Below are 16,719 nucleotides of genomic sequence, written 5' to 3' on the forward strand. Positions count from 1 at the left end.
CACGGTCGGCCGGGCGTGCGTGTCAGCCGGGCGTGCGCCGTCCTGCCGGACGCGCGCCGTCGGCCGGACGCGCGCCGAGGGACTCGGCGAGGCGCCGAGGCCGCGGGTCGGTGAGCAACCGCTCGACGGTGACCGGCGTGGCGTCGCCGTCGAGCACCGGCAGCCGCCAGTTCGGATAGCTGTCGACGGTTCCGGGCAGATTCGGCTGGCGAAGGTCACCGAACGCGTCACCGGGAGCGATCAGGACGACCCGGGCCCGCGACCGGCCGAGCACCGCGTGCATCCCGAGCACCACCTCCTCGTCGGCCGGCCCCTTCTCCGCCAGACCCTCGTCGGGAAGCAGGTTCTCGGCGGCGAGCAGTCGCAACAGGTCGGCGCGCTCGGCGAGCCAGGCCGCGCGCTCGGCGTCCCCCGAACGGGCGAGAACCCCGAGCCGCTCACGCACCCGCACATGCTCGCCGTCGAGAAACCCGGCCGCGGTCGGCAGGTCGTGCGTGGTGACGCTGGCCATGGAACGCACCCGGTACTCATCCGGCCGGCGCGGCGACCCGTCCGCGGCGCGCTCGAACCAGAGCACCGACGAGCCGAAGATCCCGGCCTCGTCGAGGGCGGTGGCGACCGACGGCTCGACGGTCCCGAGATCCTCCCCGACGACCAGGGAGCCGGCCCGGGCCGCTTCCAGCGCGAGCAGCCCCAGCAACGCCGACGCGTCATACCGGACGAAGGTCCCCCCGGCGGCACCGGCTCCGACCGGCACCCACCACAGGCGGAACAGCCCGAGGATGTGATCCACCCGGATGCCACCGCCCCGGGCGAGCACCGCGCGGACCATCGCCCGGAACGGGGCGTAGCCCGCCTCGGCCAGCGCCGCCGGCCGCCACGGCGGAAGGCCCCAGTCCTGGCCCTGCTGGTTGAAGCCGTCCGGCGGGGCTCCCACGGAGGCACCGGCGGCGAGCACCGCACGCATCGCCCACGCGTCCGCGCCACCCGGATCGACGCCGACGGCCAGGTCGTGAACGATGCCGACCCGCATCCCCGCCGCCCGGGCGGCCTCCTGCGCCGCCGCGAGCTGCTCGTCGCATCGCCGCTGCAGCCAGGTGTGGAAGGCGACGCGGTGCGCGAGCTCGGCGCGCGCGGTGGCGACCGCGGGAGCGGCGGGGTCACGCAGGTCCTCCGGCCAGACCCGCCAGTCCCGGCCGTGTCGCTCCGCGAGCGCCGACCAGAGCGCGAAGTCGGCCAGCGCGCCACGCTCGCCGCCCGGGGCACCCGAGGCGTGCCCGCCACCGGCCGTGCCGTTCGGCGTCTCCACGCCCGGCGCGGACTGCGCGCCGGGGCTGGCCGGGGCGGCCTGCGCACCGGGGGAAGCCGGGGACTGGCTCGCGAACAGCAGCTCCAGCGCGGCCAGCTTCGCCCGCCACACGACATCCCGATCGATCAGGCCGGCCTGGATCCCGTCGGCGCGGGCCTGGCCCGCCAACCGGTCGACCTCCGCCCGCACAGCGCCGTCCGCCCGCAGGTACTCGGGCGTGATCTCGGGCCGCAGGTACAGCGGCGAGACGAAGCGACGGCTCGACGGCGAGTAGGGCGACGGCTCGACCGGGAACGTCGGTGCCGCCGCGTGCAGGGGGTTCACCAGCAGGACATCGGCACCGTTGTGGCCGGACCAGGCGGCGATGGTGGCGAGGTCGGCGAAGTCACCCATCGCCCAGGATCCGGCGGAGGCCAGCGCGTACAGCTGGATCATCCAGCCCCAGGCGCGCCCGCTGGCGCCCCCGTCCGGAGCGCCTCCGTCCGGAGCGCTCCCGCCCGGAGCGTTCCCGCCCGGACCGCCCACGGCGGGCAGGCCGTCGGCGTCGCCGAGGACGTCGGGTACCCGGTCCGGCACCACGATCAGCGGGCACTGTGCGGTGTCCGCGCCGAGCCGCAGCACCAGCTGATGATCGCCCAGCGGCAGGCCGGCCGGGAGATCCACCAGGCCGGCCTGGGCCCGGTAGCCGCCCACCTCCCGCGTGCCGTCGGTCAGCCGGACCGCCGCCGCGACCTCGCCGCCGTCCGCCAACGCGACGAACGCGGTGGCGGCGGGGACGGGTGTGGGGCTGGGGCTGGGGGTGCCCGCGACTGTCCCGGTGGTCTGCGGGCCTGCGGGCAGGTGCACCGCGACCGGCTTCGGAGCCGAGGAGCGGGCGACCGCCACCGGTGGCAGCGGACGCCGCCAGCGGGCCGCGTGGGCGTCGTCCAGGGCCCGGGCCGGATCACTGGTGTCGACCCCGAGCAGGTTCAGCACCGCCTGGACCGCCGACGGCGCGACCGTGACCGGCGCGCCGTCCTGCCCGTCGTAGGACGTCGCGACGCCGAACTCGGCGGCGAGCCGCGCAAGGTCACCGAGCCCGGACCAGACCGCCTCGGCCTGGGCACCCGCGGCGGCGGGTTCCTGGTCCGGTTCGTTCTGGGCCACGGAGGGATCGCGTCGTCGGGAGCCTTCGTCTGCGGACGTCACCTGCCAGATATTGCCCGTTGATCGGGCTGCGCCCACGCACCCGGGGACCGCTCGCCTTCCGGACCGGCTGTGGTAGGTGGATCACAACCGCCAGGCGACGGCGTGGCACCCGGCGCAGACGGTGACTGCGGCGCCGGAGGCGAATGCGGCGCTGGGTGGGTTGGGGGCGCCGGCGGGCGAACGGGCGGCGAGGCCGGGCGTTGCCAGGGTGACTCCGGGCCGACTGGACTACCTGGACTACCTGGACCGCCTGGGCTGCTCGGAGTGCCCGGGCCACCAGGCGCGGCTGGTGGGGCCGGATGAGCGAGACCCACGGGCATCGCGCTCCCAGGCGGCCTGGCGGACCCAGGCGGCCCGACAGGACCGGGCGGCCCGGCCGGTCCCTCCCACGGAAGCCCGGCCGACCAGCCGGGTGCGGCGAGCGGCAGCGTCATGCGCATCAGCGCCCCGCCGGACGGCGCGGCCTCCGCGCGGACGGTCCCGCCGTGCATGGCGACCGCGTCCGCCACGATCGCGAGCCCGAGGCCGGAGCCCGGCCGGCCCCGGGCCGACATCGCCCGGTAGAAGCGCTCGAACACCTTCTCCCGGTCGGACGGCGCGATGCCCGGCCCCTCGTCGGAGACCGTCACCTCCCCGCCGCGGCTGGCCACCCGGATGGTGGAGGACGCCGGGCTGAACTTCACGGCGTTGTCCAGCAGGTTGGTCACCGCCCGTTCCAGCAGGCCGGGGCGCCCGGCCACGATCGAGGGCTCCGTGACCACCTCGATGTGGATGTTCCTGGACTTCGCCCGCCGCCGGGCCCGCTCGACAGCGGAACGCACGATGCCGGCGAGGTCGAGCTGCTCCACCTCCTCGGTGGGCGCCTCGTCCCGGGCGAGCTCGATGACCTCGTTGACCAGATCGGTCAGTTCCCGCATCTGCGCGTCGACGTCGCGCAGCAGCGCCGCCCGGTCCTCCGCCGGCAGGGCCCGGTTCGGCGTGGACTCCGCCCGCAGCAGCAGCTCGATGTTGGTGCGCAGGCTGGTCAGCGGCGTGCGCAGCTCGTGGGCGGCGTCGTCGACGAGCTGGCGTTGCCGCAGCCTGGAGGCTTCCAGCGCCCGCAGCATGCTGTTGAGGCTGCTCGCGAGGCGCGCGATCTCGTCGCTGCCGGTCACGGGTATGAGCGCCGACAGGTCCTGGGTCCGCGCCACCTCCTCCGCGGCGGCCGCGGCGGCGTCGACCGGTTTCAGGGACGCCCGCGCGACGAGCCGACCGGCGATCACCGAGCCGATGACACCGACCAGGCCGACGACGAACAGCACGACACCGAGGTCACGCAGGGTCCGGTCGACGTCCGAGGTGGGGCGGGCGAACTGGAGAGCACCGGTGCCGTTCAGCGGCGGCGGGTAGCGCAGCGGGACTGTCACCACCCGGTAGCGCGCGCCGTCGACCGTCACGGTGTGCAGGTTCTTCCGCCGCAGGCCTTGGGCGACCTGCACGTCCTGCGCGTCCACGGGGATCGCGACCCGGTCCAGCGAGGGGAACTCCTTGCGCCGTGGCACGCCGTCGGAGTCGAGGAACTGGATCTCCATGCCGAAGGTCAGCGCGCCGACGTTGATCTCGCTCGTCTGCAGGTCCACGATCGCCTGCACGTTCGCGGCGGAGGCTCTGGCCTGTTCAAGCAGTTGGTCGTCGATCGCCTGGTTGAGCACGATTCTGGTCACGCCGAGCGCGACGCCGGCGACCACGGCGACCGCCGCCGCCACGGCGACGCCCGCGAGCAGGGACATCCGGGCCCGCAACGTCAGCCGCGAGAGCAGCCCCGACCAGCCGGGTGGCCGGTGCTCGGGCTCACGAGACGCCGCGGACCCGATCCGCCGCCCTTCCGCCTCCAGGTTCATCGAATGCTCACGCCCGGTCGGCGGCGGGCAGCTCACGCAGGACGTAGCCGACACCGCGCACGGTGTGCAGGAGCCGGGGCTCGCCGTCCGCCTCCAGCTTGCGGCGGAGGTAGCTCACGAACACCTCCAGCGAGTTGGAGGAGGGGCCGAAGTCGTAGCCCCACACCTTCTCCATGATCGTCGAGCGGGAGAGCACCTGGCGCGGATGGCTCAGGAACAGCTCCAGCAGCTCGAACTCGGTCTTGGTCAGGGTGAGCTCGCGCGGGCCGCGCAGGACCTGGCGGCTCACCGGGTCCAGCCGGACGTCCGAGTACAGCAGCGCCGAGGCCACGTCCCGATCGGCTGCCTGGCCCTGGCCGGCCGCGCCGCGCGTCGTCAGCGTGGCGCGGCGGATCAGGGCGCGGAGCCGGGCGAACAGCTCCTCCAACGCGAACGGCTTCACCAGGTAGTCGTCGGCGCCGACGTCGAGGCCGCTGACCCGGTCGGCGAGGCCGTCGCGGGCGGTCAGCATGAGGACCGGCACGTCGTTGCCCCGCCCGCGCAACCGCCGGCAGGTCTCCAGCCCGTCCATCCGGGGCATCATCACGTCGAGGACGACGATGTCCAGCTGCTCACGCCCCACCAGATCGAGAGCGTCCACGCCGTCCGCGGCGGTACGCACCTCGTACCCCTCGAAGCGCAGCGACCGCTCCAGTGACTCACGGACAGCGTCATCGTCGTCCACAACCAGTACGCGCACGCCCCCAGTGTGCCTGCAACCGCGGACAGTTCCGGGCTTTGGACGCGCCTCTCAGCAAGACCTTCCGGGATCCTCAGCCCAGCTTCAGACAAGGAGGCCGACGCGGCGCGAACGGGGTCAGCGCGGACCTCCCGCGCCGGTTCCGGGACCGGGGCCAGCCCCCGCACCGGCACCGGCCCCAGCGCCCGCACCGGCACCGGCCTGGCCGCCGCCGGATGTCAACGAGGACGGCAGCGGCGGGTCGATCCGCGGCGCGGGCAGGTCGCCACCACCGCGGCCGGAGGAGTCGGTGGAGCCGTCGTTCGAGCTCGTCTCGTCCTCCTCCGCGGCCGACGCCTCCTCGTCATCGTCATCGTCGACGACCACGACCTCGCTGCGCTGCACCGTGCCCAGCTCGATGCCCGCGGCGCTGAGCACGGCCCGGACCCGTTCACGAAGCTCGCGGGCCACATCCCACTGCTTGAGGGGCTGGGTCTTGATGGCGATCCGCAGGGTGTAGCCGTCGGCGGTCATGGTCTCCATGCCCCAGACCTCGGGCTCGTCGAGGATCAGGGCCGACCACTCGTCGTCCTTCCAAAGCTCGTCCGCCGCCCGGCGAAGGAGGCGCTTGGCCCGGCTGACCTCGGTGTCATAGTCGAGCGGAACGTCGAGAACCGTGCGGGCCCACTGCTGGCTCTTGTTCCCGACCCGGGTTATCTCGCCGTTACGCACATACCAGACCGTGCCCTCGACGTCCCGCAAACGCGTCATCCGCAGGCTCACCGCCTCGACGGTGCCCGAAATCGGGCCGACGTCGATCACGTCGCCGACTCCGTACTGGTCCTCCAGAAGCATGAACATGCCCGACAGGAAGTCGCGCACGAGGTTCTGCGCGCCGAAACCGACCGCGATCCCGAGCACACCGGCGCTGGCGACGATCGGCGCGAGATTGATCCCCAGCTCGCCTAGGATCGTCAGGAAAGCCAACCCGAAGATAAAGATTGACGTCACGCTACGCAGCAGGGAACCGACGGTCGCGGCACGCTGGCGGCGGCGTTCGATCAGCACCGTCGGATCGCCGAATGCACCCAGCAGGGTGTTGGCGCGCAGCCCTCGCAACGGCCCCGAAGTGCGACCGGACGCAGCCCGCCCGGTGGCGCGCCGGATGAATCTGTGCAGGAGCGATCGCACCATCAGCGCGATCATCAGAATGAGCAAAATCTTGATCGGAGTACCGAGAAACACCTCGGCACCAGACGCAAGATAGTCACTGTGAGTGACGTTGTAGACGGTCCGGCAGGTGATGCTGGCGTCGGTGCCGCAGGCCTCTCGCAACGCCTTGCCTACCCCCTCGATCGAGACGATCGGATCGTCCGTCGCGCCGGGCGACACCGACACCGAGGGAATCGGGGTCGGCGAGGCGGACCCGGCCGCCGTGGTGGGCGCGGGCGTCGGGGACAGGAACGCACCGAGCATCGGGATGACCGACTTCGCCGTCACCGGCGGACCCGGCCCCGCGACGACGCATGGCACTCGGGCCCACGGCGGCTTGACACCAAGCACGCCGAACCGGAAACGCTAGATGGGCACACCGTTGGCCATCCTCCGTAGCTGGTTCTGTCGGTCAGATCTGGCGCATCGGCGCCGGCTCAGGACCCGCCCGGCGCCACCACGACCCGGAAGGTCGGCGGAGACCAGCGGACGGCCAGCCGTGGACGAACGCCCACGCTCCCGAGCACGGCCACCGATGTCGACCTTGACAGTGTCGCCCATCGGCGACCTTCGACGGCCGGACACCCCCGCCTCGACCACGAACAGACACAACGCTACACGCGACCACGCAACGTAATTATGCGGTCACGACACATGACCTGATGGGCTTGTTGTTGGTCACAAACCGGGCCGGATATGCACATCAGCGCTTAGGCCGGGCCGATGACCATGCAAACAGGCTCGCGTTCCGACGCAGAAGAAGGTTGACTGTCCATTGTCACCGGAGACGCTGGGTAGGACGGTCCGCGAGGACCCTCGGGTGGGCAGGAGGTCGGCGCGTGGCAGAGGCGCTGGTTCTCAATGCCACGTACGAGCCTCTGTGCGTGGTGTCACAAAGAAGAGCACTGGTGCTGGTCCTGACCGACAAGGCCGTCATGGTCGAATCCGCCGGTCAGGTACTTCGTTCGACGACGAGCTCGGTCGAGGTGCCGATCGTGGTGCGGTTAGCGCGGTTCGTGCGCGTGCCATACCGTTCCCAGGTTCCGCTAACCCGCAAGGGCGTCCTGGCACGTGACCATCATCGGTGTGTGTATTGCAACGCCCCGGCAACGTCGCTGGACCACGTCATCCCCCGCTCTCGCGGCGGGCCGCATGTATGGGAGAACGTCGTGGCGGCCTGCGGCCGCTGCAACCATGTCAAAGCCGACCGAGCGGTTGCCGATCTCGGTTGGCGGCTTCGCACGGCACCTCGAGCGCCGAGCGGAGCCGCCTGGCGCATTCTGGGGTCCCGGCGGATGGATCCACGGTGGTCGCGCTACCTGAGCACCGTGTCCGACGTCCCCACCGACATCTCGGGGGCGGCCGCCAGCGCCTGATCGTGCTACACCGAGCCCGCTGTCGGGTGCCTGACACGCCGCCCGCACGGTCCCGGGCCATCGGCCCGGTGCCTGCGGGCTGGCAGGCGCCCGACGCGCGGCCGGGTCGGCTGGCACGCGTCCACCCAGCGGACGCGTGCGTCCGCTGGCAGGTTCCCGCCGGCATGCGTCCATACTCGCCGGGGCGTGGTAGCGCGCCGCGGCACCGGGGCAGGTACACCGCGTGCGCGTACTCGTCACCGGCGCGACCGGCTACATCGGCGGCCGGCTGGCCCCCCGCCTGCTCGCGGGCGGTCACCACGTCCGCTGCCTGACCCGCGATCCGGCCCGGCTCGCGGACGTTCCCTGGGCACACCACCGCAACGCCGAGATCATCCGCGCGGACGCGCTGGATCCGGCCTCGCTGCGCCCGGCCCTGGCGGGCGTCGACACCGCCTACTACCTGATCCACTCCATCGACAGCGGGGGTGACTTCTCCGCCGTCGACCGCGCGGCCGCCCACGCCTTCGCCGACGCCGCGCGGGCCGCCGGCGTGCACCGGCTGATCTACCTGGGCGGTCTGAGCCCCGCGACACCGGCGGAGGCGGGCAGCGGGGCGACGGCCAGCCAGCCGAGCGGCGGGGTCTCGGAGCATCTGGCGTCGCGCCAGGAGGTGGCCCGCATCCTGCTCGGCTCCGGCGTCCCGACCGTCGTCCTGCGGGCCGCGGTCATCATCGGCAGCGGCAGCGCGTCGTTCGAGATGCTGCGCCATCTCACCGAGCGACTGCCGATCATGGTGACCCCGCGCTGGGTACGCACCCGCATCCAGCCCATCGCCGTCCGGGACGTCCTCTACTACCTGATCGGATGTCTGGACATCCCGGCCACGGTCAACCGCTCGTTCGACATCGGCGGCCCGGACATCCTGACCTACGCGGACATGATGCGGCGCTTCGCCGCCGTCGAGGGGCTGCGCGAACGAATCATCATCCAGGTTCCCGTGCTCTCGCCCGGCCTGTCCTCACTCTGGGTGGGCCTGGTCACGCCGGTGCCCCGGGCGATCGCGCGCCCGCTGGTCCGTTCGCTGCGCACGGAGGTCGTCGCGGGCGAGCACGACATCGCCGCCTGGGTGCCCGATCCACCCGACGGCCTCGTCCCGTTCGAAACCGCCGTGGCCTACGCGCTGGCGAAGATTCGCGACCGGGCGGTGGAGACACGCTGGTCCACCGCCCGCTGGCCGGGCGCCCCGATCAGCACCCCCTTCCCGCAGGCCATCGCCGCGCTCGTCGGCGTTCCGGGACCGCCCGGTGAGCCCGCCGTCACCGATCCGACCTGGGCCGGCGGCTCCCTCTACACCGACGAACGCACCCGCCCGGTCGCGGCGTCGGCGGACCGCCTGTGGGCCGTCATCGAGGGCATCGGCGGCGAGAACGGCTGGTACAGCTGGCCGCTGGCCTGGTCGGCGCGGGGATGGGTGGACATCCTGGTCGGCGGGGTCGGGCACCGGCGCGGCCGGCGAGATCCGCGGCAGCTCAGAACCGGCGAGGCGATCGACCTGTGGCGGGTCGAGGAGATGGTTCCGGGCCGGCTGCTGCGGCTGCGCGCGGAGATGAAGCTGCCCGGCCAGGCCTGGCTCGAACTTCGGGTCGAACCAGCTGACGGCGCGGACAGCGGTGGCGGCGCTGGTGGCGGCGGTGGCGGTCAGCGTGGCGTCGTCTACCGGCAGCGGGCGCTGTTCCTGCCCCACGGGCTGCCCGGGCATCTCTACTGGAAAGCGGTCAGCCCCTTCCACGCCGTGGTCTTCGGTGGCATGTTGCGGACGATCGTCCACCGAGCCGAGGCCGACCAGGACGTCCCTCTCCCGCAGCACGCGGCCATGCGTGATCGACGTGATCGAGCTGTCCGGTAGGGAGCTGTCGGCGCGCCGGCGCGCCGGCGGGCGCAGTCGGCACGGCAGGCCCAGCCGGCACGGGAGCCACGGTCAGCAGGAGCCATGGTCGGCACCGCAGGCGCCGTGGGGCGGGCCGTCAGGCCTCGTCCGGGATCTCCATCTCGAACCAGACCCGCTTTCCGTCCGGGGTCGTCTCGACGCCCCACGCCTGGGCGAGTGCCTCGACGAGCAGCAGGCCCCAGCCGTGCTCGGCGTCGATCTGGTCGGTCGACTCGTCACCGGGCCTCGGCAGCGCCGATCCCTCCCTGTCCTCGACGCTGATCCGCAGCCGCCCGGGTTCCAGGGTCGCCCGCAGCACAAGGTCACTGCGCGCATGCAGGACCGCGTTCGTGACGACCTCGCTGACCAGCAGGATCGCATCATCGAGGGAGCTGATGCCGGCGTCGTGCAGGGCCGCGCGCACGGAGGTGCGCGCCTGGCCCGCGGAGGCCGCCACCGCGGGCAGCGCGAGCTGGATCAGGGGTGGGCGCACCGGCCTGGTCACCAGCACCAGCAGCGCGATGTCGTCATCCGTGCGGGCCGGCAGCTCGGCGGCGAGCAGGCAGCGTTCGAGCACCGTCCGCGCGGTCTCCTCGATGGGGCCGGGACCGTCCCAGGTCACGGCGTCGGGGCCGGACCAGCTCCGGGCGGCGAAGGAGCCCGCACGGCGGCGGTCACCGGCGGTGCGTGACCTACGGTAGCCGCCGCGGCGGTCCCGGCCGGACCGGCGCTCGCGGATCCGCCGCTCAGGCAGCACAGCGGACGCCGGTGCCGTGGCCGCCGGGCCACCGACCGGTGTGCCGTCGGCATCAGCACCGCTGGCTGCAGCACCACTCGCTGCAGCACCACTCGCACCAGTACCGCCGGCCACAGCACCGGCCACCGTGTCGGCTGGTAGGACGTCCGCCGCGGCCCCGTCGTCGGCGGCCTCGTTGTCGGCGGCCTCGTTGTCGGCGGCCTCGTTGGATGCCGCCCCGTTGGACGAGGCCCCGTTGGACGAGGCAAGGTCGCGTGCGGCCCGCGGACGGGTGACCTGATCGCCCAGGCCGGACCGCAGGTGTTCCAGGCCGTCGGCCAGTGAGCGCCGACGGGACTCGACGTGCCCGTCGGTGAACAGCACGAGGGCGGAGCCCGGGGGCAGCGTGATGGTCGTCTCGGAGAACGCGTCCGCCTCCCCCGTCCCGAGTGGCAGACCGGGTTCGAGGACGAGGTAGTCCGGCTGCTCGTCGGGCAGCAGCAGCAACGGCGGCGGGTGACCGGCGCTGGCGATCGTCGCGCGGCCGGAGTACGGGTCGTACACGGCGTACATCGACGTGGCGAGCTGCAGCCCGGGCAGCGAGTCGACGACCCGGTCCAGCCGCGCGAGCAGTTCGGCGGGGCCCCAGTCCTCCAGCGCGTAGGCCCGCAGCGCGGCCCGGAGCTGGCCCATCACCGCCGCCGCGTGCAGCCCGCGCCCCATCACGTCACCGATGGCGATGCCAGCACGGCCACCGGGCAGCGGAATGACGTCGTAGAGATCGCCGCCGACCTCCGTCCCGGCCGTGCCCGGCCGGTACTCCATCGCGATCTCCATCCCGTCCAGGGCCGGCGGGTGGGCGGGGAGCAGGGAGCGCTGCAGGGTCAGCGCGGACTCCTCCACATCGCGGAAGAGCTGCGCGTTGTCGAGCGCCGCGCCGCCGCGCCGCGCGAGCTCCTCCACGAGGTGGATGTCGAGCGCCGAGAACGGCTCCAGTCCGGCCCGGTCGACCGTGAGAGCGCCGAGCACCCGCCCGCGCGAGTGGATCGGCACGGTGATCGTGGGTCCGGACGGGAACTCCCAGAACCTGTCGTAGGCCTCGCGGGCGAACAGCTTCCCGACGATCTTCTCGGTGTACTTCGGGACGTAGTACGACTGACCGGTCCGGACGACGGAACCCGGCGGGATGTCCTGGTCGACGGTGGCCGGGCGGATCTGGAACGCGGCCCGGACGAAGCCGGCGGCCTTCGGATCCAGGAAGGACGACGCGGCGATCGGGACGGAGTTGCCCTCCCCCCGCAGCCAGACGATCGCCGCGCTCCCCAGCCGGGGCACCGCCAGCGCCGCCGTCATCTCGACGATCCGCTGCGGGTCGAGGGAGGTGCCCAGCACCATGCTCGCGTCGACGAGGAAGGAGCACTGGCGCAGCGCCGCCTCCTCCGCGGACCGTGAACGGTGCCGCCACGCGCCGGACAGCTCCCGGACCACCGCGCGCCCGACCGAGGCTGTCGTTGCCGCCCAGCCACCGTTGGCCGGATCGGACCCGGCCCGATCGAGGCTGGCCCGATCGGCACCGGCAGGGTTCGCGCAGGCCCGATCCGTGCCAGCCGCGGCCATATCGGGCACGGCAGTGCCGGGACGTTTCGCCACCAGGCCACCTCCACCCCATGGAAGCAATCCATAACGGACTGTGACGTCATCCACTCGCGGAAGTGTAGGCCGGTAGTCGGATATCGCGCCCGACGAGCGGCTCGGCCACCACTTTCCGTAACCATGCCCCCCGTTTACTTCACACCCGCGGAGAGGGTTTGATTCGGTCATGGATCCCGTTGTCACGGACCGTGCGGACGCTCCGACACCGACCGACGGCACCTCGACGAAGCCGGGCAGCGGTGCAGGGCCGGGCGATGGCGGCGGCGAGCCGGGCTCCGGTGCGGCGCAGGCTCCCTGGTGGCGCGACGCCGTGATGTACGAGGTCTACATCCGCAGCTTCGCCGACACCGACGGCGACGGGGTCGGCGACCTCGAAGGCATCCGGGGCCGGCTGCCGGACCTCGCGGACCTGGGCGTCGACGGGATCTGGATCAGCCCGTTCTACCGCTCCCCCATGGCCGACCACGGGTACGACGTCGCGGACCACACCGACGTCGACCCGCTGTTCGGCACGCTCGACGACCTCGACGCGCTGCTGCGCGACGCGCACACCTGCGGCTTGAAGGTCATCGTCGACGTGGTCCCCAACCACTCCAGCGAGCAGCATCCGGCGTTCCAGGCCGCGCTCGCCGCCGGGCCCGGCTCACCCGAGCGGGAGCTGTACCTGTTCCGGGACGGACGCGGGCCCGACGGCGCGCTGCCGCCGAACAACTGGATCTCGGTCTTCGGCGGCCCGGCCTGGAGCCGTGTTCCGGACGGTCAGTGGTACCTGCATCTGTTCGCCCGGGAGCAGCCCGACTGGAACTGGCGGCATCCGCAGGTGCGTGCGGAGCACCAGGAGATCCTCCGCTTCTGGCTCGACCGCGGTGTCGACGGGTTCCGTATCGACGTCTCGCACGGCCTGGTCAAGGACGACGCGCTGCGCGACCACCCCGCCCTCGCCGCTCACCCCGCCACGCTCACTGCCGCCACCGCCACCCCCACTGCCGCACCCGCCGACGGCCACGCCGGCGACCGCGAAGGCCACGGAGAAGGCGGCGGAGGAGCCGACGGTGAGGGCACCGGAGCGACCGGCGCGGTCCCCACCCCGGAGACGGGCTTCCGGGAGCTGTTCGAGCCCTACTCCTGGGATCAGGACGGCGTCCACGAGATCTACCGCGAATGGCGGGCGATCCTGGACGACTACGACCGTCGCGACGGGCGGGACAGGGTGCTCGTCGGCGAGACCTGGGTCGCCGACCCCGACCGGCTCGCCCGGTACGTCCGCCCGGACGAGCTTCACCTGACCTTCACGTTCTCGCTGCTGTACGCGCCGTTCTCGGCACCGGCGTGGCGCAGCGCCATCGATGCGGCCCGGGCCGCCACGGCCGCGGTCGGCGCGGTGCCCACCTGGGTGCTGGCGAACCACGACGTCGTCCGGCCGGTCAGCCGGTACGGCGGCGGAGCGACGGGCCTGCGCCGGGCCCGGGCGGCCCTGCTGGCCATGCTGGCGCTGCCCGGGACGGCCTATCTCTACCAGGGCGACGAGCTCGGGCTGCCGCAGGTCGACGTACCGCCCGACCGGCGCCGTGACCCGGTGTGGGAACGCTCCGGGCACACGTCACCGGGGCGGGACGGGACCCGGATTCCGATGCCGTGGTCCGGCCAGTCACCTCCGTACGGCTTCACCGCCGACGAGGTCGAGCCCTGGCTCCCGCAGCCACCGGACTGGGGTGCGCTGACCGCCGCCGCCCAGTCCGAGGACCCGCTGTCCACCCGGGTGCTCGTGCACGGCGCGCTGGCGCTGCGCCGGGCGCTGCCGTTCCTCGGCAGCTCGGCTGGCCCGGACGAGGCCCAGCCCGGGTTCCGCTGGCTCGCCGACCTGCCCGTCGACTGCCTCGCCTTCGACCGCACACCACCACCGGCCCGCACGCCACCACCGGCCCACACAGCGCCACCGACCGGCACAGCGCCACCCGGCGACACGGCGCCACCCGGCCACGCAGCACCACCCGACGACACTCCCCCGCCGGCCGCCGGTGCTCCCCCGCTCGGTTCCGCGCTGACCTGCGTCATGTCGACCGACGAGGAGGTTCGCCTCGCGCTGGCCGGGCGCCTGGTCCTGGCGAGCAGTCCCGTCAGCTACGACGGTGCGACGCTCGTGCTCCCACCCGCCACCACCGTCTGGGTCGTCCCCCGTTCGGGTTGACTCGGCCGACAGAGAACAACTCCGCATCTGCGGAACCGATCGACTGTTTGACCTGCAGATGCGGGATGTCTGGCGCCGTTTTATGCCATGAAGGCCAAAACCGGACGGCGCCACGGCGGAGAGGTCGCCCTCCCGTGGCGCAGAATGGACGGGTGAACCAACCGTCACCCGTACGACCACGAGCAGACTTCTATGAGGCCGTCGGCGGCGAGGCGACGTTCCGGGCGCTGGTGGCACGGTTCTACGAGGGTGTGGCGAGCGACCCTGTCCTGCGCCCGCTCTATCCGGACGAGGAGCTTGCCGCCGCCGAGGAGCGGCTGCGGATGTTCCTCATCCAGTACTGGGGCGGGCCGTCGACGTACAGCGAGCTGCGGGGGCATCCGCGGCTGCGGATGCGGCACGTGCCGTTCGCGATCGGCCCGGCGGAGCGCGACGCCTGGATCCGCCACATGAAGGCGGCCGTCGACAGCCTCGACCTCGCTGCGGACCTGCACAAGGAACTCTGGGACTACCTGCTGATGGCCGCGAACTCCCTGCAGAACCGCCCCGGCTGACCCGCCGCCGGCCTGGCTGCCGACCAGCGGCCGGGCCTCACCCTGCCTGGATGTCCGCGCCTGCCTGGATGTCCAGGCAGGGTCGAGATGTCCGCCTGGCGGGGATGTCCGCTCGGCGGGAGTCGCCTGCTGCTGAGGCCGGTCGGCGTGACGGCCTCAGCAGGCGGGTGGTGCCCGAGGGCGGCATGCGCCGCCGGGCGGTCAGTCTCGGGTGAGCTTGCGGTAGGTGACCCGGTGCGGGCGCGCCGCCTCGGGGCCGAGGCGCTCGACCTTGTTGGTCTCGTAGTCGGCGAAGTTGCCCTCGTACCAGAACCAGCGGGCCGGGTCGGTCTCGGTGCCCTCCCAGGCCAGGATGTGCGTCGCGACGCGGTCCAGGAACCACCGGTCGTGGGAGACGACGACCGCGCAGCCCGGGAACTCCAGCAGCGCGTCCTCCAGGGAGCGCAGGGTCTCCACGTCGAGGTCGTTGGTGGGCTCGTCGAGGAGCAGCAGGTTGCCGCCCCGCTTGAGGGTCAGCGCCAGGTTCAGCCGGTTGCGCTCACCACCGGAGAGCACGCCGACCGGCTTCTGCTGGTCAGGCCCCTTGAACCCGAAGGACGACACATACGCCCGGCTGGGGATGTCGGTCTTGCCGACGACGATGTGGTCCAGCCCGTCGGAGACGACCTGCCAGACGTTCTTCTTCGGGTCGAGCCCGGCACGGCCCTGGTCGACGTAGGCGATGTCGACGGTCTCGCCGACCTGCAGCTCGCCACTGTCCGGCGTCGCCTCACCGGAGATCATGGTGAACAGCGTGGTCTTGCCGACACCGTTCGGGCCGATCACGCCGACGATGCCACCGCGGGGCAGGGTGAACGACAGGTCACCGATGAGGATCCGGTCGCCGAAGCCCTTGGACAGCTTCCTGGCCTCGATCACCAGGCTGCCCAGACGCGGGCCCGGCGGGATCTGGATCTCCTCGAAGTCGCGCGGACGCGCCTTGTCCGCCTCGGCGGCCATCTCCTCGTAGCGGGACAGCCGCGACTTGCTCTTGGCCATGCGCGCCTTCGGGTTCGACCGGACCCACTCGAGCTCCTGGGCGAGCATCCGCCGCCGCTTGGCGTCCTTCTGGCCCTCGACCTTGAGGCGGGCAGCCTTGTTCTCCAGGTAGGTGGAGTAGTTGCCCTCGTACGGGTGGGCGCGGCCGCGGTCGAGCTCGAGAATCCAGCCGGCGACGTTGTCGAGGAAGTACCGGTCGTGCGTGACCGCGAGCACGGCGCCGGCGTAGCGCGCCAGGTGCTGCTCCAGCCAGGCGACGCTCTCGGCGTCCAGGTGGTTGGTCGGCTCGTCGAGCAGCAGCAGGTCGGGCGCCTCCAGCAGGAGCCGGCACAGCGCGACCCGGCGGCGCTCACCACCGGACAGCGGAGCGACGTCGGCGTCACCCGGCGGCAGGCGCAGCGCGTCCATCGCCTGGTCGATCTGACTGTCGAGCTCCCAGGCGTTCGCCGCCTCGATCTTGTCGATCAGGACGGCCTGCTCGGCCAGGAGGGTGTCGAAGTCCGCGTCGGGCGCGGCCATCTTCTCGTTGATCGCCTCGTAGGCGGCGAGCACCTCGCGGATCTCGCGGACACCGTCCTCGACGTTGCCGCGGACGTCCTTGCTCTCGTCGAGCACGGGCTCCTGGGCCAGCATCCCGACGGTGTAGCCGGGGCTGAGGATCGCGTCGCCGTTGCTCGGATGGTCGAGGCCGGCCATGATCTTCAGCAGCGACGACTTCCCCGCGCCGTTCGGACCGACGACACCGATCTTCGCGCCGGGCAGGAACGCCAGGGTGACGTCGTCGAGGATCACCTTGTCGCCGTGGGCCTTGCGGGCCTTGCGCATCTGGAAGACGTACTGCGCCATGTGCCAACCCTAGGGCATGGCGCCCGGATACCTCACGGCGGTGATCCAAGGGATGACCAGCGGACACATCCACCCGTGTTCACCCCACCCCCAGCCGGGTACTAACCGGAGT

10 protein-coding genes are annotated in these 16,719 nt (G+C 72.5%); 4 read left to right on the forward strand and 6 right to left on the reverse strand.

What is annotated here, in order from left to right; translation table 11 throughout:
* Nucleotides 1–22 precede the first annotated feature (22 nt).
* From malQ to AWX74_RS02350, 4 genes are all read right to left on the reverse strand, one after another.
* On the reverse strand, nt 23–2,455 hold the full coding sequence (malQ, locus tag AWX74_RS02335; RefSeq protein WP_242666032.1) for a 4-alpha-glucanotransferase: 2,433 nt from the start codon (nt 2,453–2,455) through the stop codon (nt 23–25).
* A gap of 38 nt (nt 2,456–2,493) precedes the next feature.
* Nucleotides 2,494–4,377 carry a sensor histidine kinase gene (locus AWX74_RS02340; RefSeq protein WP_091271165.1) on the reverse strand — a complete coding sequence of 628 codons (1,884 nt, stop codon included), beginning with the start codon at nt 4,375–4,377 and terminating at the stop codon, nt 2,494–2,496.
* A 7-nt stretch (nt 4,378–4,384) separates the two neighbouring features.
* Nucleotides 4,385–5,116 (reverse strand): response regulator transcription factor, encoded by a 732-nt coding sequence (locus tag AWX74_RS02345; protein WP_091270998.1) that lies wholly within the window; start codon nt 5,114–5,116, stop codon nt 4,385–4,387.
* 117 nt (nt 5,117–5,233) lie between these two features.
* Nucleotides 5,234–6,571, reverse strand: a complete 1,338-nt coding sequence (locus tag AWX74_RS02350; protein WP_091271167.1) for a mechanosensitive ion channel family protein — start codon at nt 6,569–6,571, stop codon at nt 5,234–5,236.
* A 575-nt stretch (nt 6,572–7,146) separates the two neighbouring features.
* Here AWX74_RS02350 and AWX74_RS02355 point away from each other — a divergent pair.
* On the forward strand, nt 7,147–7,683 hold the full coding sequence (locus AWX74_RS02355; protein WP_006541435.1) for an HNH endonuclease: 537 nt from the start codon (nt 7,147–7,149) through the stop codon (nt 7,681–7,683).
* A gap of 223 nt (nt 7,684–7,906) precedes the next feature.
* Complete coding sequence (locus AWX74_RS02360) at nt 7,907–9,571, forward strand: SDR family oxidoreductase (protein WP_091271000.1); 1,665 nt, start codon at nt 7,907–7,909, stop codon at nt 9,569–9,571.
* 118 nt (nt 9,572–9,689) lie between these two features.
* On the opposite strand, the gene AWX74_RS02365 is transcribed toward AWX74_RS02360, so the two are convergent.
* Nucleotides 9,690–11,978, reverse strand: a complete 2,289-nt coding sequence (locus tag AWX74_RS02365) for an ATP-binding SpoIIE family protein phosphatase (protein ID WP_091271003.1) — start codon at nt 11,976–11,978, stop codon at nt 9,690–9,692.
* Nucleotides 11,979–12,147: 169 nt separating this feature from the next.
* Between AWX74_RS02365 and AWX74_RS02370 the strand changes: the two genes are divergently transcribed.
* Nucleotides 12,148–14,169 (forward strand): glycoside hydrolase family 13 protein, encoded by a 2,022-nt coding sequence (locus tag AWX74_RS02370; protein WP_091271006.1) that lies wholly within the window; start codon nt 12,148–12,150, stop codon nt 14,167–14,169.
* 134 nt (nt 14,170–14,303) lie between these two features.
* On the forward strand, nt 14,304–14,723 hold the full coding sequence (locus AWX74_RS02375) for a globin (protein ID WP_091271009.1): 420 nt from the start codon (nt 14,304–14,306) through the stop codon (nt 14,721–14,723).
* A 201-nt stretch (nt 14,724–14,924) separates the two neighbouring features.
* Here the strand turns inward: AWX74_RS02375 and ettA are convergent, their stop codons facing one another.
* Nucleotides 14,925–16,607, reverse strand: coding sequence for an energy-dependent translational throttle protein EttA (ettA, locus tag AWX74_RS02380; RefSeq protein WP_054566868.1), 1,683 nt, complete (start codon nt 16,605–16,607; stop codon nt 14,925–14,927).
* Between the last annotated feature and the right edge of the window lie 112 nt (nt 16,608–16,719).

Origin of the sequence: Parafrankia irregularis (genome assembly GCF_001536285.1) — a bacterium.
In the GTDB taxonomy this organism is placed as follows: Bacteria; Actinomycetota; Actinomycetes; order Frankiales; family Frankiaceae; genus Parafrankia; species Parafrankia irregularis.